This window comes from Micromonospora sp. AB353, from assembly GCF_049538395.1.
In the GTDB taxonomy this organism is placed as follows: Bacteria; Actinomycetota; Actinomycetes; order Mycobacteriales; family Micromonosporaceae; genus Micromonospora; species Micromonospora aurantiaca.
Genome location: NZ_JBMVFV010000052.1, coordinates 1 through 23,558, shown reverse-complemented (window position 1 = coordinate 23,558; position 23,558 = coordinate 1). Strand labels below are relative to the sequence as shown.

The 23,558-nt window shown below is 68.0% G+C and carries 12 protein-coding genes, 1 tRNA gene and 1 pseudogene; 10 read left to right on the top strand and 4 right to left on the bottom strand.

What is annotated here, in order from left to right:
* Positions 1 to 3 precede the first annotated feature (3 nt).
* The 6 genes from ACPCK6_RS20320 to ACPCK6_RS20295 all read left to right on the top strand — a co-directional run bounded on the left by ACPCK6_RS20320 (position 4) and on the right by ACPCK6_RS20295 (position 5,433).
* On the top strand, positions 4 to 1,131 hold the full coding sequence (locus ACPCK6_RS20320; protein WP_423481906.1) for a segregation and condensation protein A: 1,128 nt from the start codon (positions 4 to 6) through the stop codon (positions 1,129 to 1,131).
* A gap of 4 nt (positions 1,132 to 1,135) precedes the next feature.
* Positions 1,136 to 2,134: an SMC-Scp complex subunit ScpB gene (scpB, locus tag ACPCK6_RS20315; protein ID WP_423481905.1), complete on the top strand. Its 999-nt coding sequence runs from the start codon at positions 1,136 to 1,138 to the stop codon at positions 2,132 to 2,134.
* A complete protein-coding gene (locus tag ACPCK6_RS20310; protein ID WP_194799866.1) occupies positions 2,121 to 2,891 on the top strand; it encodes a pseudouridine synthase in 771 nt (256 codons plus the stop codon). Before scpB ends, ACPCK6_RS20310 begins: the two co-directional genes overlap by 14 nt.
* A 171-nt stretch (positions 2,892 to 3,062) precedes the next feature.
* Positions 3,063 to 3,743 (top strand): (d)CMP kinase, encoded by a 681-nt coding sequence (gene cmk, locus ACPCK6_RS20305; RefSeq protein WP_396884334.1) that lies wholly within the window; start codon positions 3,063 to 3,065, stop codon positions 3,741 to 3,743.
* A gap of 58 nt (positions 3,744 to 3,801) precedes the next feature.
* On the top strand, positions 3,802 to 5,208 hold the full coding sequence (gene der, locus ACPCK6_RS20300; RefSeq protein WP_396884335.1) for a ribosome biogenesis GTPase Der: 1,407 nt from the start codon (positions 3,802 to 3,804) through the stop codon (positions 5,206 to 5,208).
* Between the two features lie 151 nt (positions 5,209 to 5,359).
* Positions 5,360 to 5,433, top strand: a tRNA-Pro gene (locus ACPCK6_RS20295).
* Positions 5,434 to 5,547: 114 nt separating this feature from the next.
* On the opposite strand, the gene ACPCK6_RS20290 is transcribed toward ACPCK6_RS20295, so the two are convergent.
* The 3 genes from ACPCK6_RS20290 to ACPCK6_RS20280 all read right to left on the bottom strand — a co-directional run bounded on the left by ACPCK6_RS20290 (position 5,548) and on the right by ACPCK6_RS20280 (position 8,701).
* The gene (locus ACPCK6_RS20290; RefSeq protein ID WP_423481904.1) at positions 5,548 to 6,759 is read right to left on the bottom strand and encodes a tyrosine-type recombinase/integrase; all 1,212 of its coding nucleotides are present in this window, start codon (positions 6,757 to 6,759) and stop codon (positions 5,548 to 5,550) included.
* A gap of 3 nt (positions 6,760 to 6,762) precedes the next feature.
* Complete coding sequence (locus ACPCK6_RS20285; RefSeq protein WP_030504821.1) at positions 6,763 to 6,972, bottom strand: helix-turn-helix transcriptional regulator; 210 nt, start codon at positions 6,970 to 6,972, stop codon at positions 6,763 to 6,765.
* Positions 6,973 to 7,132: 160 nt separating this feature from the next.
* Positions 7,133 to 8,701 carry an ISL3 family transposase gene (locus tag ACPCK6_RS20280; RefSeq protein ID WP_423481903.1) on the bottom strand — a complete coding sequence of 523 codons (1,569 nt, stop codon included), beginning with the start codon at positions 8,699 to 8,701 and terminating at the stop codon, positions 7,133 to 7,135.
* Between the two features lie 160 nt (positions 8,702 to 8,861).
* Between ACPCK6_RS20280 and ACPCK6_RS20275 the strand changes: the two genes are divergently transcribed.
* Positions 8,862 to 9,881, top strand: a complete 1,020-nt coding sequence (locus ACPCK6_RS20275; protein WP_423481902.1) for a hypothetical protein — start codon at positions 8,862 to 8,864, stop codon at positions 9,879 to 9,881.
* A 45-nt stretch (positions 9,882 to 9,926) separates the two neighbouring features.
* Here ACPCK6_RS20275 and ACPCK6_RS20270 read toward each other — a convergent pair whose 3' ends face one another.
* Positions 9,927 to 10,397 carry a type 1 periplasmic-binding domain-containing protein gene (locus ACPCK6_RS20270; protein WP_423481901.1) on the bottom strand — a complete coding sequence of 157 codons (471 nt, stop codon included), beginning with the start codon at positions 10,395 to 10,397 and terminating at the stop codon, positions 9,927 to 9,929.
* 226 nt (positions 10,398 to 10,623) lie between these two features.
* Between ACPCK6_RS20270 and ACPCK6_RS20265 the strand changes: the two genes are divergently transcribed.
* The 3 genes and pseudogenes from ACPCK6_RS20265 (at position 10,624) to ACPCK6_RS20255 (ending at position 23,481) form a co-directional block, all read left to right on the top strand.
* The gene (locus ACPCK6_RS20265; RefSeq protein WP_423481900.1) at positions 10,624 to 21,570 is read left to right on the top strand and encodes a LamG-like jellyroll fold domain-containing protein; all 10,947 of its coding nucleotides are present in this window, start codon (positions 10,624 to 10,626) and stop codon (positions 21,568 to 21,570) included.
* A 319-nt stretch (positions 21,571 to 21,889) separates the two neighbouring features.
* Positions 21,890 to 22,543: a hypothetical protein gene (locus ACPCK6_RS20260; protein ID WP_423481899.1), complete on the top strand. Its 654-nt coding sequence runs from the start codon at positions 21,890 to 21,892 to the stop codon at positions 22,541 to 22,543.
* Between the two features lie 137 nt (positions 22,544 to 22,680).
* Positions 22,681 to 23,481: pseudogene (locus tag ACPCK6_RS20255) on the top strand (IS5 family transposase).
* Positions 23,482 to 23,558 lie beyond the last annotated feature (77 nt).

Below are 23,558 nucleotides of genomic sequence, written 5' to 3'. Positions count from 1 at the left end.
CCGGTGACCGCACCGCCCCTCGACCCGCCGCACGGCCCCGGCGACCCCGCCGTCGCCGCGGAGCTGGCCGCCGAGGTCGACGGTGTGGTGCCCGACAGCCCGGAGACCAGTGGCTTCACCGTCCGGCTGGACAACTTCACCGGCCCGTTCGACCTGCTGCTCCAGTTGATCAGCAAGCACAAGCTGGACGTCACCGAAGTCGCCCTGCACAAGGTCACCGACGAGTTCATCGCGTACCTGCGCGCCATGGGCGACCAGTGGGACCTGGACGAGACGAGCGAGTTCCTGCTCGTCGCCGCCACCCTGCTCGACCTCAAGGCGGCCCGGCTGCTGCCCTCGGCCGAGGTCGAGGACGAGGAGGATCTGGCGCTGCTGGAGGCGCGGGATCTGCTGTTCGCCCGGCTGCTGCAGTACAAGGCGTACAAGGAGGCCGCCGCGCACATCGCCGAGCTGGAGGCGGTCGGCGGCCGGCGCTACCCGCGGGCGGTCACCCTCGAACCGCGGTACGCCGAGGCGCTGCCCGACCTGGTGCTGGGCATCGGTCCGGAGCGGCTGCGCACGCTCGCGGTCAGGGCGATGAGCCCGAAGCCGGTGCCCGAGGTCTCCATCGCGCACGTGCACATGGTCCGGGTCAGCGTCCGCGAACACGCCGGGATCATCGCCGACCGGCTGCGCCGCGCCGGGATCGCCACGTTCTCGCTGCTCTGCGCCGACTGCGAGATGACGCTCGAGGTGGTGGCCCGGTTCCTGGCGCTGCTGGAGCTGTACCGGCAGGGCCTGGTGGCGTTCGTGCAGGAGCAGGCGCTGGAGGAACTGACAGTCCGCTGGACCGGCCCGGCCGACGGCGAGGCCGAGCTGACTGTCGACGAGTACGCCGGCAGCCCCGAACCCACGACCATGTCCACCCCCGCCGCGCCGGCCGGCGCCGCCGACGCTGCGCCGGCCGATGCCCCCGATGCACCGGTCGCCGGTGCACCGGATGCCGCTGCACCGGTCGCCTCTGCACCGGATGCCGCGGTGGCCGGGGATGCCGCCGGCGCCGCCGTGCCGGGCGGCGTCGCCGCAGCCGCCGCATCCGACGCCGCCGTGCCCGCCGACGCGGCGGACGAACCCGCACCAACGCAGGAGTGAACGGATGAGCGACGAGGAACGCCGCGACTCCCTGGCCGACCAGGCCGCCGCCTGGGTGCCCCCGTGGCAGCGCCCGTCCGCGCCGAAACCCGATCCGGACAGCGTTGATTCGGCAGAAACCGCCGACTCGGCGCCCGAACCGCCCACAGATCTTGGAAGCCAAGGGCCCCGGGAGGGGCCGGATCCTTCCAAGATCGCCGAAGCGACGACGGATCTTGGTACGGAGGCGCCCCTTGAGGGGCGGGACCGTACCAAGATCTCGGGTGGAAGCTCGACGGCCGACGCCGGCTACGGCGACGACGGCCGGCGGGACGTCGACCACCACGCTGAGCGGGACGGCGACGCGGCCGCGCAGGACGCGGAGCAGCGGGCGAGCGGGGGAGCGGGTGCTGGGGGCGTACCCCCGAAGCGCGGACGGCGGCGGACGGCGCCGGAACCGCCGCCCGCGCCGGTCCTAGACGACGCGGAGCTGCGCGGCGCCCTGGAGGCGATCCTGCTCGTGGTGGACCAGCCGGTCAGCGAGCTGGTCCTGGCCGAGGTCCTCGAACAGGCCCCGGAGCGGGTCGGCGCGATGCTCGACGAGATCGCCGCCGGGTACACCGCAGCCGGCCACGGGTTCGACCTGCGCCGGGCGGCGGGTGGCTGGCGTCTCTACACCCGGCCGGAATACGCGACGTACGTGGAACGGTTCGTACTGGACGGGCAGTCCGTGCGGCTGACCCAGGCCGCGCTGGAGACCCTCGCCGTGGTCGCCTACCGGCAGCCGGTGACCCGTTCCCGCATCTCGGCCATCCGGGGTGTCAACTGCGACGGGGTGCTCCGTACCCTGGTGGGTCGCGGCCTGGTCGAGGAGTGCGGCACCGAAGCGGACAGCGGCGCCTACCTCTACCGGACCACCACCATGTTCCTGGAGAAGCTGGGGCTGAACTCGGTGGACGACCTGCCGCCGCTCGCCCCGTTCCTTCCCGACGACGTAGAAGAGCTTGCCGATGCGACGCGATGACCGTGCCCCGAAGCCCGACGCCCCCGTGTACGAGGGCGCCGAGCGCCTCCAGAAGGTGCTCGCCGCCGCGGGGGTGGGTTCCCGGCGCGCCTGTGAAGACCTGATCTTCCGGCGCCGGGTCACCGTGAACGGGCGGGTGGCGCAGCTCGGCGACAAGGCCGACCCGACCCGCGACGTGATCGTCGTCGACGGGGAGCGGCTCCAGGCCGACGTCCGCCTGGTCTACGTGGCGATGAACAAGCCGCGCGGGGTGGTCACCACGATGGCCGACGAGAAGGGCCGTACCGAGCTCGCCGACTTCATCGGCGCGCGGCTGGAGCAGCGGGTCTACCACGTCGGGCGACTGGACGCCGACAGCGAGGGCCTGCTCCTGCTCACCAACGACGGCACCCTGGCCCACAAGCTCATGCACCCGTCGTACGAGGTGCTCAAGACCTACCTCGCCGAGGTGGCCGGGCCGATCCCGCGCAACCTGGGCAAGCGGCTGACCGCCGGCATCGAGCTGGAGGACGGGCCGGTGAAGGTCGACGGGTTCAAGCTGGTCGACACGCTCGGCAAATCCGCCCAGGTGGAGCTGACCCTGCACGAGGGGCGCAAGCACATCGTCCGGCGCCTGATGGCCGAGGTGGGACACCCGGTGTCCCGTCTGATCCGTACCTCGATCGGTCCGATCAAGCTCGGCGACCTGCGCACCGGGCGGATGCGGCGGCTCACGAACGCGGAGGTCGCCGCCCTGTTCAAGGCGGTGGGTGACTGACCCGCCGATCCGGGTACGGCTCCCGGTAGGCTTCGACGCGGTCCGCGGGCCGGCACACGCCGGCCCGGCGGGACGCCCGCGCGGCGCGGGCATGATTGACGACAGAACCATCCGCTCAACGGCGCCGGACCTATCGGGCGACCTGCGAGGTACGGGCTGAGGAGGACAACGGTGGAGGAAAACGTACCGGCCGGGCGATGCGTGGTCGCTGTGGACGGGCCGTCCGGTTCGGGGAAGTCCACCGTGTCGCGGCGACTGGCGACGGGTCTCGGCGCCCGCTACCTCGACACCGGCGCCATGTACCGGGCGCTGACCTGGGCGGTCCTGCGCTCCGGCGTGGAACTCACCGACGCCGAGTCGGTGGCGAAGGTCGCCGCCGAGGCCGACCTCCGCATCGGCACCGACCCCCAGGGGTACGCCGTGACAGTCGACGGCACCGACGTGTCCACCGCCATCCGCGGTGCCGAGGTGACCGGAGCCGTCTCGGCTGTCGCCGCCGTCGCCGCCGTACGCGAGCTGCTGGTGGACCGGCAGCGGCGCGTGATCGCCGACGCGGGCCGGATCGTGGTCGAAGGCCGGGACATCGGCTCGGTGGTCGCGCCGGACGCGGACCTGAAGGTGTACCTGACCGCCTCCGAGGCGGCGCGCGCGAAGCGGCGCAGCGCCGAGGACGCCGCCGACGTCACGGCGACCGCCGCCGACCTGGCCCGCCGGGACCGGCTCGACTCGACCCGCAAGGTCAACCCGCTGCAGCAGGCCCCCGACGCGGTGGTGCTGGACACCACCGAACTGGGCATCGACGAGGTCGTGGCCCGCTTGCGCGAGATGCTCACCGAGCGGGGTGTCGCGTGAGCGCGAGGAGTGAGCGGGTTGTGCGGGCCCCGCAGTCGCGAACGAAGGGTGGCGCGGCGTGAGCGAGGATTTCGAAGGCTGGGTGGAGTTGCGCGAGCCGGAGGCCGACTCCGGTGAGCCGACCGGCCCGCAGCCCGTGGTGGCAGTGGTCGGCCGTCCCAACGTCGGCAAGTCCACGCTGGTCAACCGCATCATCGGCCGTCGGCAGGCGGTCGTGGAGGACATCCCCGGCGTGACCCGGGACCGGGTGCCCTACGACGCGCAGTGGAACGGCCGGGCGTTCACCGTCGTGGACACCGGCGGCTGGGAACCCGACGCCAAGGACCGCGCCGCGGCCATCGCCGCCCAGGCCGAGATCGCGGTGGTCACCGCCGACGTGGTGCTGTTCGTGGTGGACGCCATGGTCGGCTCGACCGACGTGGACGAGGCCGCGGTGAAGATGCTGCGCCGCAGCGCCAAGCCGGTCATCCTGGTCGCCAACAAGGCCGACAACACCACCATCGAGATGGAGGCGACCGCGCTGTGGTCACTCGGCCTCGGTGAGCCGTTCCCGGTCTCGGCGCTGCACGGCCGCGGCTCCGGCGACCTGCTCGACGCCATCCTGGACGCGCTGCCGGAGGCGCCGAAGATCGTGGAGAACCGGCCGCGCGGCCCACGCCGGGTCGCCCTGGTCGGCCGCCCCAACGTCGGCAAGTCAAGCCTGCTCAACCGCTTCTCCGGTGAGGAGCGGGCGGTCGTCGACTCGGTGGCCGGCACCACTGTCGACCCGGTCGACAGCCTGGTCGAGATCGGCGGCGAGACGTGGCAGCTGGTCGACACCGCCGGCCTGCGCAAGCGGGTCGGCAAGGCCAGCGGCACCGAGTACTACGCCAGCCTGCGGACCGCCTCGGCGATCGAGGCGGCCGAGGTCGCCGTGGTGCTGATCGACTCCAGCGAGGTGATCAGCGAGCAGGACCAGCGGATCCTCACCATGGTCGTCGAGTCCGGCCGGGCGCTGGTCATCGCCTTCAACAAGTGGGACCTGGTCGACGGCGACCGCCGCTACTACCTGGACAAGGAGATCGACCGGGAGCTGCGCCGCATCCCCTGGGCGATCCGGCTGAACCTGTCCGCGAAGACCGGCCGCGCCGTCGACAAGCTCGCGCCGGCGCTGCGCAAGGCGCTGGCGAGCTGGGAGACGCGCATCCCGACCGCGCAGCTCAACCAGTGGCTCACCGCGCTGGTCCAGGCCACCCCGCACCCGGTACGAGGCGGACGCGCGCCACGCATCCTGTTCGCCACCCAGGCCGGGGCGGCGCCGCCGCGGTTCGTGCTGTTCACCACCGGGCCGCTGGACGCCGGCTACCAGCGCTTCGTCGAGCGCAAGCTCCGCGAGGAGTTCGGCTACGAGGGCAGCCCGATCGAGATCTCGGTACGCCCGCGCAAGAAGCTCGGCCCCGGCGGCCGGGGCAAGGCCCACGGCTGACCCGCTACTCTCGCCTGCCTTCTTGCCGCGCCCACCCTCCTAGGATGCTCTAGGGGGTGTGGCGCGCGGCGCGGGAGGGGCCTCTGCGCACGGTGCGAAGATCCTGCGCTAAGCTGTACCGGCTGCCGCGGGGGAGACCTGGCGGGGGCATCGGGACGTGGCGCAGCTTGGTAGCGCACTTGACTGGGGGTCAAGGGGTCGTCGGTTCGAATCCGGCCGTCCCGACAAAGAAAAAGCCCTGACCAGCGGGAACACTGGTCAGGGCTTTGATTTTCTTCGATGGAGATTTGAACCGCCCCCCGAAAACCCCCCATTTACGCGGTGCGGCAACCAGGTTCGTCATCGGTGTGCATCGTTCTCTCCTGGCGACGATCCTTGGTTGCTCGGGTGGCTGCCGAGCCGTTCGAGGATGCCGGACACGTCTGGGGCTTGTACCGGCTTGGCGATGTAGTAGGTGTCGGTGACCTCCTCGCTGGAGTGCCCGAGCTGCGCTGCCGCGCTCTTGGTATCGATCTCCTCCTTGATGAGGGTGGCGACGGTCTTTCGGAAGGTGTGCGGGGTGACCCAGTCGAGGTCGGCTTCGGCGCGGGCCTGGCGCCACTGACGGCGGACGTTGTTGGGTGAGAGCCAGGTGCCTCGTCGGGAAGCGAAGATCGCGTCGTGGGGGTTGTCCGCGGCAGTGAGTTTGCGGGCCATGAGCATGCCGACCGCGAACCGGGGGAGGACGACCCTCCGGTAGCCGGCGTCGCTCTTGGTCCAGGGCTGTCGGAAGAAGCCCTGGCTCTTGATGAAGACCAGCGTTCCGCAGATCGTCAGGGTTGGTCGTTCGGCGGCGAGGTCCAGGTCCTCCCAGCGGAGGGCCAGGATCTCGCCGATACGGCCGCCGGTGGCGAGCATGAGGTCGACGACGTCGGCCAGGTCACCGCTGTGCCGAGGCCCGGGCTTACCAGGGATCGGTCGCTGCCATTCGCGGATCGCCGTACGGACGGCTTGGAGTTGCTCGGCGGACAGGACGACGACGGTGCGGCGGGGTTTGCGGAGTCGGCCGGTGTCGCGGACCGGGTTGGTGGGGATGGCGCCGTGGCGTACGGCTAGAGCGAACATCTGACTGAGTACGACCTTCACGCCTTTGGCGGCTGAAGGGCGGTCCTTGGCGATGTCGCGCAGGAACCGGTCGAGGCATCCGACGCTGGCTTCCCGGATTCGGAGGTTGCCGAGGGCGGGCAGGATCGAGGTGCGGACGCTGGTCGCGTATCGGTGGATGGTCTGTGGCGCGATGCGTTCCTCGGCGGTGATCTCTTCGACCCACAGTTCGGCGAGGGCGCTGATGCGCGTTTCGCGGGTGATCTCGTCGTCGGTGGGGGTGGCACGGTCGCGGAGTTTGACCTTCAAGGCCCGTTCGGCGGCCGGGCCTGTGGTGTCGGTGGCTTCGATGTCGCGGGTGATGCCGTCGTAGTCGCGGAACCGGGCGCGTGCCCGGAATCTCTTCGGACCGAGTTTCTCGATCCGGAGCTTTCCGGAGGTGCCGATGGCCAGTTCAGGTCGGGCCATGGTTCACCGCTCCGCGTCGGTGTGGTCTTCGAGCCAGCGCTCGACCTCGCTGCGCCGGTAGCGCAGGGTGTTGCCGACGCGGATGGCGCGAGGGCCCTTGCCTCGGCTGTGCCAGGCGTAGAGGGTGTTCTTGGGCTTGCCAAGCCAGGCCGCGAGGTCGTCGATGGTCAGGAGCGGGTCTGGCCGCCATTCGGAGGCGGCGGGGCCGTTCATCGCCCGTCCAGGACGTCGGTCGAACCGGGCTGCCAGCGCCGCGTCGTGCGGCTGGCCGCCGGCGTGGGTCGGCACCTGGTCTGAATTCCGGGCCGGTTCGTGTCGGCTCCGCCTGAAAACTGGCTCTGGCGCACATTTTGTGATTGATCTTGGCGGTGGTTCACGAGTTGGTCAGGACGCGTTTGCGGAGGAGGTCGAGGTTCGCCCGGCCATACATCTGTCGCTTGATCGTCTTGATGCGGTTGACCTGGCCCTCGACCGGGCCTGAGTTCCAGGGCTGGGTGAGGCCGGCGACGACGGCGTCGCGATCGCTGATGAGGCCGGCGGCGAAGCCACGGATCTCGGGGTAGCCGGCGTGGCGGGCGTGTTCGATCCAGGCGTCGAGGTGCTGACCGGTGCCTTGGTGGCGGACCAGCGCGGCGAACCCGTGGGCGAGGCCGGCGACGGTGTCGAGGTCCGGGCAGCGGCGGCGGGCGTCGGCGAGATCGGCGTGTTCGTCGTCGGTGAGTTTGTGGCCGGGTCGCATGATCCAGGCGGTGATCCGCCGGGCCGACGGCACCCGGACTGCAGTCGGCGCGGTGGGTCGGGTGCGGTTGATGGTGAGCCAGTCCCGCAGCACCCGCAAGCTGCCTTGATAGCCGCGGGCCATGATCTCGGCGTGCAGGTCAGCGGTCTGGTGGATGCCGTCGGTGAGGCGTTGCCGCAGGTAGGAGTGGAACGGGGCGAGGACGCTGGGTCGGCTGCTGGCGTTCGGGCCAATCAACGCCTCGGCGGTGGCGGCGTGGGCGTACTTGCGGGCGGTTCTGACGTTCATGTCGAGGCGGCGGGCGGTTGCTTTGATCGACAGTCCTTCGGCTCGCAGGGCGTGCACAGCCGCGTGTCGTTGACGGGTGTTCGCCGCCCGACGCCCCGCCCCGCTCGGTTCGTCGGCCAGCGCGGCCAGGGCAGATGTTGGTTCGGCGTGGGTGCGGAGGCATCGGCGGTGCCCGCGGATGATCTTCTCGACGGTGTCGCTGAGGTTCTTCAACAGGTGCCACCGGTCGGCGACCTGGATCGCGTCAGGTGCTCCCTTGCGGGCGCCGTCGGCATAGCTGCCGCCTCGATCGCGGCAGATGATCTGAACACCAGGGTGCTCGCGCAGCCACGCGGCAAGGGTGTCGGCGGTGCGGTCGGGGAGAACCTCGATCGGCCGGCGCGTGTGCATGTCGAGCAGCACCGTCGCATATCGGTGCCCTCGGCGGCGGGCGAAGTCGTCCACGCCCAGCACCGTCGGCGTGACTGGCGGCGGGTCGGGCATCCGGCGGATCACCCGGATCAACGTCGAGCGGGACACCGACACCGCCAACCGCTGCGCCAACCTGCTGCCCGGTCGACCGCCCAACGCCACCGCGACGGCCTCCAGGTCACCGGCCGCCACCACCGTGTGACGGGCATGCCGACGAGTCAGGCCGGGAACCTGCTCAACGAACGTCCGCCGCCCGCATTCGGTGTTCACGCAGGTGAATCGGCGGACCGTCAACGCGACCAGCACCTCGTGCCCACCCAACCTGACATCGGCCAGCCGCCGCACATAGCGACCATGCACAGTGGTCGACCAGGTCCCGCAGGCGCTACAACGTGCCCGCACCGTCTGGGTCGCCGCGTTGATCCTGACCCCGACGCCCCGGATCACCACCGCTTCCAACCGCAGGCCCGTCAGGTGCGGCAGCAACGCCGGAATGATCTCCATCCCGGCACCCAACCCGAACTACCGACGAGCGCGACTCACAAAATGTGTGCCACAGCCAAACTTCAGCCGGCGTTGACAGTTGTTCTGGTTCTACGCGTCGTGCTGTCAAGTAGGCGTCAAATCGCTAGTACAGAATCACGCCATTTCCGATGGTGGCCACATGGAGTCCGCAGCCGAATGCGCAAGCCACGGTTGGAGCATCGTCACCTCGGCCTCCACGAACTCACAGTTCGCCGGGGCTCTTGCCGGATTTGTCTTCACCGGCATCGTCGTGCTATTCGCGATGCGTGGGGCCCGCTACACCCACACACTGGCAGTCCTGGCCCCGACCTTCGTCATGCTGGGATTCGACAGCTACATCTTTAGCCACGTCACAGGCAGCGCAGGCGACGATCTATGTGCGCGTGTGTGGACAGACGGCATGTTCGCCAGCGGCATGCTCGGCGTCGGTGCCGCAGGCGTCGTGACGGGCGCATGCTGGCTGCTCGCAGCACACCTGGACAATCCCGAGCAGCCATCTGGCAGCAACACGGGCCAGGAGTCCGCAGCAACAGACGCCGGCAGCATTAATCTGCCGTGGCTAGCGGCCATCATCATGTACGGCGTCACGGTCGCCATCGTCCTTCTCCTAGCGATGACCGCCGACCACTACCTGCGCGTCGTCACGCGTGACGACGACACCGCATGGCTGCTGGCGATCTGGTCCGTGCCGGCCCTGGTCCTGATGGCCATGATCGTCCTTGCGCTCATCCGCCGCCGGCGCGGACAACTAGCCGAATGGCGAGAGGGGAAGGGCAAGGTCTACTGGCAGCGGTCCCTGCGTTTCGCGGTATACGGGATGCTCCTCTACGCGGTTATCACACCAGTTGTAGCTGGGCTCTTTGCAAGCGCTTCGGATGACTGGTGGGAAAGCCCCGGGCCAGGGACGATAGTGCCGACCATCGGTATCGAACTCGTCGTGGCCTCGGTCCTGCTGGTAGCTCTCGTGCTCGCGGCACCACCCATGCCCGTTCCGCGAACTTCTACAGGACAGCAACCGCCGGCCGTCCCCACCCAGCCACCTCGGTCTCAGGCACCCGACCGGCCGCACCCATCGGGCCAACCTGCCTCGACAGCAGCAGGACCAGTGCCCGAAGAGGGAGGTGCGGACGCCGTCCCTACGGAAGCGGGAAGCGGCTAGCGCCAGGCAGGGGGCGGCTGATCAAATCGCCCACGAGTTTCGTGGTCAGGACGCGGAGTCGGCTAGCGCGGTGACCTCGTGCTTCAGGGTGGTACGAAGGTCGTCCGCGGCGCTGTCGCTGATGACGGTGATGTTGGCCGCCGTGGCGCTTCCGCCGATGGTGACGAACCGCACCTTGGGATAGGTGGGCGCGGCGGCCACGACGGCGTCGATCTGGGCGGGGCCGGTGGCTATGACGAGGCCGCATTTGCTACCGGCCAGCGACGCCACGTGGTTTCGGGCGTTGTCGACCGTCTGCGGGCCGTTGACCGCCAGGTACTGAACCTTGACGAGGCTGGAGACCGAGGCCGCCTGCATGGCGGCCCAGACCGGCTTGGCCGCATCGTCGCTGACGCCCGCGTGGTCGGTGAGCAGGCATGCGGTGGCGTTGAGGTATTCCCGCTGGCGGGGCTCGGGATCGGGCCACAGCATCCAGGTCGTTGCGACGGCTGCGAGGAAGAGGCACAGTGCGGCCAAGGCGATCCGCCTCGGCCACCCGTCCGGCAGCAGCGCAGCCGGGCGCCGTCGGGATGACAGCTCCTGAAGCCGCCTTCGCCGGTTTGCTGCTGCGGGGCGCGGCCGTAAGCGGTTGGACACCGGCGCACGCTAAGGCACCTGAGGTTCGAAAACAAGATCTTGCGCCGACGTCATCGGCAGGCGAGACTTCCCGAGCTGTTTGATCATCTTCAATAGTGGAGGGCCCATGAGGCGCCGGATCGCTGTCGTCACCACGTTGGCGCTGGCGCTGTCGTTGGGTGTGCCGCAGGGAGCGGTGCCCGAGCAGGGCGGCTTTCCGCTTCCGTCACTGTCGTCGTGGTTCCGGCAGTTGCCGGCATGGGCGGCCGTCACCGGCGTGCCGGTGCAGAAGTCGGCTGGTGGCGCCAAGAACCGCGACCACTACGTGTCGGCGGAGCAGACTCGGGCCGACGGCGGACAGGGCCGGGCGCCTGGTCGAGGGCGCGGCGCAGTCGACGCCGAGGTTCCCGCACCGGATCCGAAGAAGCCGTGGACGACGCCGGTGCTGTCCGGCGAGAACAGCTTCAACGAGCAGACCAGTAAGCGGGTGCCGCAGCGGTCGAGCGCGCGGTACGACGAGTTCCAGAACGCTGACGGTTCGTTCACACGTCGGCTGTACGGAGCGCGGGTCAATTTCAAGGACAAGAGCGGCACCTACCAGCCGATCGACACGCAGCTGACCCGCCGGGACGGTCGGTGGGCGATGCGTGCCAACTCCATCGCGGTGGACCTGGCCCCACGGGGTGCCGCGGATGCCTCCGATCCGTTGGCTTCGGTGACGACCGCGTCGGGTCATTCGTTGGCCTACGGGCTGGCCGGGGCGGCGGAGGTGCCGGCGGTCGTCGACGGCTCCACGGCGACGTATCCGGAGATCCTGCCGTACACCGATGTCGAGCTGGACACCTTCGGTGACGGTCTCAAGGAGACCCTGATCCTGAAATCGCCGATGGCGGGTAACCAGTGGGTCTTCCCGCTTCGGCTGAAAGGGCTGACCCCGCAGCTGCGGGCTGACGGTTCGATCGCGTTGCTGAACGCGAGCGGCGATGTCGCGTTGCGGGTGCCGCAGGGCTACATGGAAGACTCCAACGTCCACCCCAGGTCGGGTGCGCCGGCCCAGTCGTCCGCTGTCGCCTACGAGCTGATTACGGTCGACGGTCAGCCGGCGCTGCGGGTGACGGCGGACGCGGCGTGGCTGGCCGACCCGGCTCGCCGGTATCCGGTGCGGGTCGATCCGTCGACGTGGGACACCATCGACACCGGTGACGTCTTCGTCGACAACGATTCGAGCACGACCAACCACAACACCAACGATCTGCCGGTCGGCACCTGGAACAACGGGACGTCGGTCTCTCGCTCGTTCATTCACTTCGACGAGTTCGACAACGACGGGTTGGTGGGTACCCAGATCAGGGCTGCGAAGCTGTTCCTCTACCACACCTGGTCATGGAGCTGCGGCGACAACACCCCGTTCTTCGTGCGGCAGATTCACGAGCCGTGGACCGTCGATTCGCTGACCAACAACGCAGGCCTCGCCGCAGGTCCAACCTTCGGCACCGCGATCGGAACGTTGACGATCACGAACAACTCGCCGGCGTGCGGGAACACGTCGGGGGACCGCAGCGTCGGCAGATGGTGGTCGGTTCCGCTCGCGGCGACGACCTTCAACGCCTGGTCGACTCGGGACATCGGCAACAACGGCCTGGCGATCACCGCGTCGGAGACCAGCTCCACCGGCTTCAAGAGGTTCACCTCCGCCAACTACGGCGCGGCGTACAAGCCCTACCTGCAGCTGACCTACGACTACAACGAGTACCCTCAGGTCAACGAGCAGTATCCGGGCTACGGGCAAGCCACGCAGACCTTGACGCCGGAACTGCTGGCCGACGCGCACGACCCGGACAAGTTCCCGAAGTCCCTGCAGTACAAGTTCATCGTCTATGGCAGCGACGGCAAAACTCAGATCGCCACCTCGAACTGGCTTACCAAGAAGTCGTGGACCGTGCCTTCCGGCGTACTCAGCTGGGGTGAGTCGTACTACTGGACGGTGCAGGTCTCTGACGGACTGCTCACCAACGCCGACGCCTTGACGAAGCACCTGCTGGTCACCCCAGTGCCACAGCCGTCGATCACCTCCGGGCTGTCGCAGAACTCGGGCCGCGGGTTCGACTCGAGCATCGGCAATTACACCACCGCGACCCGGGACGCGATGGTGAACACGGTCGGCCCACCGCTGGAAATCGTGCGGTCGTACAACAGCATCGACCCGCGCAGTGGTCACGCGTTCGGTGCCGGCTGGTCGACCATGGCCGACGCCCATGCGATTGAGCGGTACGCCAGCGGAACCACCACCGTCAACACCGTCGTGGTGACCTACCCGAACGGCCGACAGATGGCCTTCGGCCGCAACGGCAACGGCACGTTCTCGTCACCAGCCGGACGTACGACCACGCTCTCGACAGTCACCGGCGGTTACAAGCTTGTCGAGAAGGACGGCACCAGCTACGAGTTCCTGAGCTCCCAGGGCTCAGGCCGGTACGCGGTGACCAAGGTCAAGGATGTCTCCGGGCGAGCCCTGACTTTCACCTACACCAACGGCCGGATGACCAAGATGACCGCCGCGTCGGGACGGACCTTGACGCTGAACTGGGCCACCCCACCGGGAGCCAGCGCGCCGCACGTGGCATCGGTCAGCAGCGATCCCGTCACGGTCAACGGTCAAACCACGCAGAACACGTGGACCTACAGCTATTCCGGCGACGCGCTGACCCAGGCCTGCCCGCCGACGTCCAGCACGCAGTGCCACACCTACAGCTACACCGGCGGCTCTCTCTACCAGACCGCGGTGAGCAACGCCCTGCCCCATTCCTACTGGCGGCTGACCGAGACCAGCGGCACGACCGCCGCGAGTTCCGTGCTGGAGAACGCCGGCGCCGACAACGGCGTCTACAGCAATGTGATCCTCGGGCAGCCCGGTCCGCTGGCGGCCTCGACGGCGACGGCGGCCGGTTTCAACGGCTCCTCGTCGCGGGTGTCGGTGCCGGCCAAGATCGTCGGCGACGCCTCCGCGCAGGCGATCAGCATGTGGGTGAAGACCTCCGGCGGCGACGGTGTCCTTTACGGCCAGTCCTGGGAACCTGCCACGGCGAGCGCCGCCAAGGGGGCTTACAACCCGACGTTGTACATCGGCTCGAACGGGAAGCTCGTCGGCGGTTTCCCCACCGCGCCGACGCCGGGCACCGCCATCGGCAGTCTGCTCGCGTACGGGCAGGGGCAATGCCTGGAGGTGCCCGGGAACTCGTCGGCGAGCAATGTTGTGCTGGCGCTGGGCCCCTGCACCGGCGCGGCGAACCAGCAGTGGACCTGGACCGCGGACCGGGAGCTGCGCGTGACCAGCGGCGGCTCGGTCAAGTGCGCGGGCGTGTCCGGCGGCGCCACCGGTAACGGCGCGGACCTCGTGACCTGGGCCTGCACCGGCGCGGTCGACCAGAAGTGGGACGTGCGGGCCAACGGCCAGATCATCAACGACAACTCCTACAAGTGTCTGGACTCGGTGGGAGACGGAACGCAGAACGGCGCCGAGATGCAGATCTGGGCCTGCGGCCGGTTCAACCAGGCGGACCAGTCGTTCGTGGCGCGGACGCACAACCCGATGCAGTCACCGGCCAGCGTCGCGGACAACCAGTGGCACCACGTGGTGCTGTCGGCATCGGGCAACAAGCAGCAGATGTTCGTCGATGGCGTCCAGGTGGCGCAGCAGACCGGTATCGCCGTCCAGGACATGAGCCCGGTCTACTCGTATATCGGGACCGGGTTCCTCGGCGGCGGCTGGCCGAACCAGTCGCGCGGCAGTACGGTCAGCAACCTCGGCACGCCGGACTACTTCACCGGGTCGGTGGCGGAGGTGGCGCTGTTCGACACGCCGGTCACTGACCAGATGGTCGGTGACATCTACGGGGCCAGGACGCCGGTGACCCCTTTGACGGAGGTGCGGCGTCCGTCGGGCAACGCGACCGCGCAGGTGTCCTACGACGGCGTGACCGGCCGGGTCAGCCAGATGACCGACGGCAACGGCGGCGTGTGGCGTCCACTCCCGGCGTCCGTGGCCGGCACCACGAAGATCTACGAGAGCGCCGTGCTGGGCGGCGCGCCGTCGAACTACTGGCGGTTGGCGGAGACCGGCACGGTCGACGCGGTCAATGAGGTCAATGGAGACGTCGCCAGCTACAGCTCGGTCACGCTCGGCGGCACGCCTGGCCCGTTCGGACCGTCCGCTACGGCGGCGTCGTTCAACGGCACATCCTCGTACTTGAGATTGCCGGGCGCGGAGATCCCGCCGGCGACGGCCGATGACCGTTCGGTCGGGTTGTGGTTCAAGACCAGTAGTTCAGCAGGTGGGGTCCTGGCCGGGTTCCAGACCTACGCGCTCGGGCAGAGCGGTGACCTCCAGTGGCTTCCCGCTCTGTACATCGGTGTCGACGGAAAGCTGCGCGGCACCTTCTGCTACTGCAACGGCGCTGGCCCAATGACCTCGGCCACCACGGTCAACGACGGCAAGTGGCACTCGGCGGTGCTGACCCGCACGGCCGCCGGCCAGGCCCTGTACCTCGACGGCAAGCAGATCGCCACCAAGACGACCACGTCGACGGAGACCCGCACCCTGGGCTACGGCTACATCGGCGCGGGCATGGTCAGCACCCATTGGCCGTCCACACCGACGAACCTCAACGGATACTTCAACGGACAGATCGCCGAGGTCGCGTTCTACCGCTCGTCACTGGACACCAAGCACGTCGAGGCGCAGTTCAAGGCCCGGGACGCGGTGAAGGCCGCGGCCGTGCCAGGGGTCACCTACACCGTGGTGCACCCGGACGACGCTCAGAGCAAGGACGTGCACGACCTGCAAGCCGGACGCAAGGTCGCCGAGATCGACGCACGCGGCTTCGCAACCCGATTCGGCTACAGCAGCAAGGGCTACCTGCGCACGGTCACCGACCCCAACGGCAACATGACGATCAACGAGCACGACGTGCGCGGCAACGTCGTCTCCACCACCACCTGCCAGGACCGGTCGGCGAACAAATGCTCGACGAGCTACTCCACCTACTACCCGGATGCCACCACGCAGACCCCGCCGGTGAACGTGCTCAACGACCGGTTGCTCGAGAAGCGGGAAGCAGGGTCGACCTCCGCGTCCGACAACACCTACCTGACCACCTACACGTACGACCCCGTCACCGGCAACCGCACCGCGACCACTGACCCGCTGGGGCGCAGGACAACTGTCGCCTACACCGACGGCACCACCGTCGCGGCGTTCGGCGGAGGATTCGCTCCGCCCGGCCTGCCGTCAACGATCACCAAACCGGGCGGTGGCGTGGTGCGCATCGTCTACTACGCCAACGGCGACATCGCCGAGGTGACCGACCCGGCAGGCCTGGTCACCCGGTACGAGTACGACCAGCTGGGACGAACCACCAAGGAAATCGACATCGTCGGGGGCGTGCCCCGCTCGACGACCGCCTTCAAGCACGACGCGCTGGACCGGGTGGTCGAGCGGACGGATCCGGCGACCACCAACCAGGTCACCGGCGCCACCCACACCCCGGTCACCGCTGTCGCCTACAACGAAGACGGTCTGCCGGTATCGGAGACCGTGTCGGACAGCACCGGTGGAGACGCGCCGCGCACCGTGACCTACGGCTACGACAGCCACGGGAGGCGGGTGACCGAGACCGACGCCAACGGTAAGACGCTGACCCTCGGCTACGACCCGTACGGTCGGGTGCACCGGCAGACCCACGCTGACGGCAGCATCCTGCGCACCGACTACGACGCCCTGGGTAACGAGCTCGCCGTGGTGGTGGAGGACTACACCGGAGACCCCAACGATCCCGCGCCGCCGACGGATCTCGTCGTCAAGTCGATGGCGTATGACCCGGGCGGCCGCCTGGCGTCGGTGACCGACGCGATGGGCTGGAAGACCGACTACACCTACACCGACAACAACCTGCTGGCCACGGTGACCCGGCGCGACCCCAGCACCGGCGCGTCCTTCGTCCAGGAGAACAACAGCTACGACGCCGCGAACAACCTGGTCTCGCAAACCACGAACAACGGGCTGACCAGGACCGACCGTACGTACGACGCGGCCGGCCGGGGCCTGACCGCGACTCTGAATCCGGGTGGACTCAACCGCACCACCACCCACACCTACTCGGCCAACGACGACGTGCTGTCCACGACACTGACCCAGGGCGGCACCTTGGTGGGCGCCTCGGAGGCCCTGTACGACCCGCTGGGCCGGGTGCTGTCGAACACGACGTACACCGGCAACGCGGCAACGCCGGTCGGCCGGTGGATGCTCGACGAGACGACCGGCGGCAAGGCCGCCGACTCGACCGGCAACAACGCCGGCATGCTGCCGGCCAGCGGAGTCGGCTGGTCCACCGACCACGGCGGATCGGCGCAGTTCGACGGCACCAGTGCCATCGAGACGGCGGGCCCGGCCGTGGACGCCACCGCGGGGTTCACCGTCGCGGCATGGGTCTACCTGACCGACGGCACCGCCAAGCACAAGGTCGTCGCTGCACGGGGCGCGATGCAGGACGCCTTCTCGCTCGGCTTCGACGACGCCACCGTCGAGTGGCGGTTCAACATGAAGGACTCCGACACCACCAGTTCGCCGGGCAAGGCCGCCAAGACCTCAGCGGCCGGGCAGCTGAACACCTGGACCCACCTGGTGGGCACCTACGATCCCGCCTCCGGCACGATGAGTCTGTACGTCAACGGGGTGCTCAAGCACACCGCCACCGCCACCACGACGTTCACACCCCGCAAGTCGATGCTCATCGGCGCCGGCACCTGGAACGGCGCCTTGGAGAACTTCTGGCAGGGCCGCGTTGACGACGTGCAGGTCTACTCGCGGCCGCTGAGCGGCAGCGAGGTGGGACAGGTGCGCTCCGGCGCCCTGCCGGCGGCGGACGCCCAGGTGATCCGCACGAGCTACACCCTGGACACCGACGGGTCGATCACGTCGACAACCAACCCGAACGGCGACACCACGTACGTGACGAACGACGAGGTGGGCCGCGCCGTGGTCACCACCTCGCCAGCGGCAAGCACCGTGACGGGAGACCAGGCGCCCGTCACCGCGGTGTCGACGGTTCGACTCGGCTACAACACCTTCGACGAGCTGACCGAACAGCAGGACCCCAACGGCAACGTGACAGTTGTCCGCTATAACGCCGCGGGCCAGCCGGTCGAGACGCAACTGCCCGCGTACACCCCGCCGGGCTCGTCCACCCCGATCGTGGCCAAGACGACCAACGTCTACAACGCCGTCGGACAGGTGGTGTCCACCTCCGACCCTCTCGGCGCGGAGACCTCGATCGTCTACGACCAGCTCGGTCGCACCGCAAAGGTCACCGCACCCGACGGCGGCGTGAGCCGCTTCGAGTACAACCTCAACGGCGACCTGCTGTCACAGACCGACCCGACCGGGGCGAAGGGCACCGCCACATACGACTACCTGGGACGCACCGTCACCTCCACCGAGGTGGTGCGCCAGACCGGAAAGGCCCACACGACCACCCTCGGGTACGGGACCGGACCGTGGCCGACGTCGATCACCTCGCCGACCGGCGTGGTCACGACGCAGTCCTACAACACCGCCGGTGAGCAGATCAGCGTCACCGACGGGGCCAGCAACACCACGACCACCCAGTACGACGGCGCCGGCCGCCCGATCAGGGTCACCGCCCCCGACCAGACCTACCAGACCATGGCGTACGACCTGGCCGGGCGTACGATCAACGCCAAGTCGTACTCGCCCGGCCCGACCAGCGCGGCGGCCGACGACGTGCTGTTGCGGACGGTGTCCAGCCAGTACGACGCCGCCGGCAACCTGGTAGCGGCCACCGACGCGCGGGGCACGACGAAGACGTTCGCCTTCGACGCGCTCGGGCAGATGGTGTCCCAGACCGAGCCGATCAGCGGATCCGACCAGATCGTCTCGACGTTCGGCTACGACCTGGCCGGCCGGCAGACCCGGTTCACCGACGGCCGGGGCAACAAATTCATCACCACCTACAACCCGTGGGGCCTGGTCGAATCGCAGATCGAGCCCGCCACGACCGCCCATCCGGCACTCGCCGACCGCACATTCACCATGTCGTACGACGCGGCCGGCCAGCTGGTGCGACTGGACTCACCGGGCGGGGTGAGCGTCACCTCGGAGTACGACGACCTGGGCCGGCTGGTACGCAGCTCCGGCGCCGGCGCGCAGACGACGACGGTGGACCGCACGTTCGACTACGACGCGGCAGGCCGGATGACGTCGTTCGTCGGTTCAGCGGGCCAGACCACCGTCGAGTACGACGACCGCAGTCTGCCCGTGACGATTGGTGGGGTGTCGGGTGCCTCGTCCTACAGCTACAACGGCGACGGGGCGCTGGCCTCGCGCACGGACGCGGCCGGAACGACGTCGTACACCTATGACACGGCCGGCCGCCCCGCCACGGTGGTCAACCCGACCGCGGGGACGAACCTGACCTACGGGTACAACACCCTGTCGCAGGTGTCGTCGATCACGCACGGAACCGGCGGCAACGTCCGGTCGTTCAGCTACGACGAGCTGCACCGCATGACAGCCGACGAGCTGAAGAGCAGCGCCGGCACCAGCATCGCCAAGATTCAGTACGGGTGGGACCTCAACGACAACGTCACCTCGAAGACGACCATCGGACTCACCGGCGCGGCAGCCAACACCTACATCTACGACCTGGCCGACCGGCTGATCGGCTGGAACAACGGCACGAACCCCGTGGTGTACGCGTACGACAAGTCCGGCAACCGTGTTCAAGCGGGCAGCAAGACGTTCACCTACGACGCGCGCAACCAGTTGCAGTCGTCGTCGGACGGGACGAGCTATGAGTACACGCCGCGGGGCACGCTCACACGCACCAGGTCTGGCGGCCAGGACACGACCACCGTCACCGACGCGTTCAACCAGGTGTGGTCGCAGGGCGCGCCTGGCGGTGCAGCCTCCACCTACACCTACGACGGCCTGGGCCGGCTCATCCAGCCGAACCTGACGTACACCGGTCTCGGTAACACGGTGGCCGGCGACGGCGGCGCGGTGTACGTGCGCGACGCCGCGGACGGGCTCGTAGGTGTCGCATCCGGCGGTACGCAGCGCTACGCCTGGACCGATCTGCACACCGACGTGGTGGGCGAGTTCACCGGCACGGGCACGACCCTGACCGCGTCGGTCGCGTACGACCCCTGGGGCAAGGTCCTGTCCAGCACCGGGATGCTCGGCAAACTCGGCTACCAGTCAGAGTGGACCGACCAGGGCACCGGCCGAGTCAACATGTGGGCGAGGTGGTACAACCCAGAAACTGGCGCTTTCGACACCCGCGACGATGTCACGCTCAATCCGACTCCCAGCTCCGGGGCGGCGAACAGGTTCGCGTACGCGGAGGCGGACCCGCTCGGTAACACCGACACCACCGGGCATGCGGTGGACGGTAAGTGCGGCCAATACGACTACGCGTGCGAGCTGAAAAAGTACGACGCCGCGATCGCCCAATACACCCGTGACCTCACGCAACACCAGCGAGACGTCAAGTTCGCCGGCGAGGAGATCGCCCGGCAGGAAGCCGACTACCAGCGGGCAGAGCGGGAGAGCCAAACCTCACTGTTCGACATCCTCCTCCAGGTCGGTGTCGGGATGCTCCTCGACATGATCGGCTGGACATCGCTGATGGGGTGCCTCGACGGAGGCGTCTGGGACTGCATCGACCTCGCCACCAACTTCCTCGGGCCGATCAAGGCATTCAAGATCGGCAAGTCGCTGTTCCGGGCGGTCGACCGTGCCTTCAGCGGATACCGGATGTGGAAACGCATCGTCGAGGGCGCACGCACGATGATGCGCCGCGCCCAAGACCTGATGAATCAGGCCCGAAAGCACCTCAACGACCTCATGCAGAAGGTGCCCAAGAAACCCAAGCCTCCCAAGAAGAAGCCCAAGCCACCGGTCAAGCCGAAGCCCAAGCCGAAGCCCAAGCCGAAGCCGAAGCCCAAGCCGTCCAAGCCGGCCACGCCACCGAAGGCGAAGCAGGCGCCAAAGCGGCAGGAGAAGCCCGAACGGTCCTCGTCAAAGCAGAACCGGCCCGAGCACCAGCGTGATCGAGATCGCGTTCAGGACAGCGAGCCGAAGGCCGCCGCATGCGCTGTGCACAGCTTCGACCCGGACACCCTGGTCCTGATGGCCGACGGCACCGCACGACCGATCGCTGAGGTCAACATCGGTGACACGGTAGCCACAACCGACCCCGCCACCGGTGAACACAGCGACCAGCAGGTGACCCTGCTACACGCCAACCGGGACACCGAGCTGACCGACGTGACCGTGTCGGCAAAGCCTGCGGACCAGGCGACGAGGTCCACCGGTGAGGGTGAAGGGGAACGCAGTACCCGCGGACCGACCGGATCGGTTCTGCACACCACCGCGCACCACCCCTTCTGGGACGCCACCACCGGCGACTGGGTCGACGCTGCCGACCTGATCCCGGGCGAGTCGACCCTGGTCGGGCCCGAGGGACAGATCCAGTACGTCACCGACGTCCGCAACTTCACCGGCGCCAAGGTGATGCGGGACCTCACCGTCGCCGTCACCCACACGTACTATGTAATCGCCGGCAACACGTCAGTCCTCGTACACAACAACGACGGCTGTCTTGAGGTCACGGCCAATGAGAAGAGCTACTCCATTTCTCATGGCGAGAGTGGGAGTGGCGTCATCGCAGACCTGGACGACGATGGGATTCTCACGCTGATGATGCAGCGCAATCAGGGATCGCCGATCTCAGGCCGCGAAATGTTCGACCGCGTAATGGAACACTTTGGTGATCGTGTGAATGGAGTGCAGGGCTACTGGGTGTATGGCGACAACCTGGCGGCCTTTAACGCCGCGGCAAGAGGGGGGGATCCACTGCGCTCAGCCGCTCGTGGCACATGGACTGGCCGTCAAGCCGCGAGATATGGGTTTACTCGAGTGAAGATCCTGGTGGCTGACGAGAACCTGGACGGCTTCACGAGGGTCTCTGCAATGTTCAGGAGAGAACGAGGATAAGGTGGCCGAGCCCCAAGGTCGACTGAGCGAATTAGTAAATAAGATGCGAGGGGAAGGTGTAGACCCGCTAGGTGCCGTACTCCATCTGAAAGAAGAAGGGCTTGTGTCGCCTGGTCAAGAGTTTAGTGCGGCGTATGCCCTACGAATGGGATATGGACTTTCGGTAATCCAGCTGCATGAAGTTGTCGGATGGCTGAAAGGCGAGCGCGTTCTGGAGGACCTGAGAAAGGCGCTGTGCGCCAGTGGCGAGTAACTCTCTTCCGCGATGAATTCGGATTGGTGCTCCGCTGAGAGTGGTTGCGGTGTCCGATGGTTTGCCATGGTGTATCAGGTTTTCAGTCACGGCTGTGGTCAAATCACCGGGTCCGTAGGATATGCGTATGAGGCGCTCGCCGGCCATGGCGCGGAGGCAAGCGATGAGGCCTTGGCCGTGGCGGCGGCGATGTGTCTATATCGAATCAGCCCCATTTTCGACGGGGATGACAGCGATCTCGACCTGGCTGCTCTGGAAAGAGTCGATAAATGGGGGTCGACCCATTTTTTGGAAACTGTCCGGAATGTATTTGACGGGTTGCGTGACGGTCGGGGCGATGACATCGACGAGGAAGAGCCCGAAGCTGTAGCCGAACTTCAGCGCATGGCAGCTGCAGCGGTGCGGGGCTTGTTTGCCGAGGAATCGAGTATTGCGGAGCTGGCCGATCTCGTCTCGACAGTGAGTCTCGATATCGGTCAGGAGTTCGATGGTCGTATCAGCGAGGTGGATGAGGAGTCCGGTCCGAGATTCTTCCCCGCCAGGAACTTTCCTGATCTCACGCCTCTGGAGGCTGCGGAGATTGTTGATCAGATCGAAGTGTTGGTGAATCTCTCCGCTGGGCAGCCCGCGAACAGTCGGAGGGTACTGGAGATCGCGAAGAATGGTCGCAAACGAAACGGCGAAATCCTTGAAACGATTCGGCGGCGGAAGGCTAGTTGAATCAGCGCGGGTAAGGCCCGATGGCATGCGGCGGCGGGCCGCGACTTAGAGCTCCTAACGAAATGATGTTGGGCGTAACCGATCGGACGTGAGGGTCGTTTCGTCTGGACGTGAGGAGGGGTGAGCAGCCGCCGTGGATGGTCTCGGATGAGTTGTGGGCCGAGATCGCGCCGTTGCTGCCACCCCGCCCACCTCGTCGTCATCGGTATCCGGGGCGTAAGCCGCTGGATGACCGCAAGGTGTTGTGCGGGATCTTGTTCGTGCTCTATACCGCGATTCCGTGGGAGTACCTGCCCCAGGAGCTCGGGTTCGGGTCGGGGATGACCTGCTGGCGCCGGCTGCGGGACTGGAATGAGGCCGGGGTGTGGCAGCGGCTGCATGAGGTGCTGCTGGCCCGCCTGCGGGGCGCGGGTCAGTTGGACCTGTCGAGGGCGGTGATCGACGGCTCGCACATCCGGGCGCTCAAGGGCGGCCCAAAACCGGTCCGAGCCCGGTCGACCGCCGCAAGCCTGGCTCGAAACACCACGTCATCACCGACGCGGGCGGCATCCCCCTCGCCACGGCACTGACCGGCGGCAACCGTCACGACGTCACCCAGCTCATGCCCCTGGTCGACAAGGTCCCCCGCATCAAGGGCATCCGCGGCCGGCCCCGGCAGCGACCCGACCGCATCTACGCCGATCGCGGGCTACGACTACGACTGCTACCGACGCGACCTCGGGGCCGAAGGCATCACCCCGGTCATCGCCCGACGCGGCACCGGCCACGGCTCCGGACTCGGCACCCGCCGGTGGATCGTCGAGCAGACTATCGCCCTACTGCACTGGTTCCGCCGCCTGCGCATCCGCTGGGAGATCCGCGACGACATCCACGAAGCGTTCCTCACCCTCGCCGGCGCCATCATCTGCTGGCACCGACTCCAACACTCGAAGAGTTAGGAGCTCTTAGGGGGTGGGAGCCACCCCCGCAGCGGGCCGGCCGTCCGTCCCTCGTTCACACCACGGGAGAGACACCT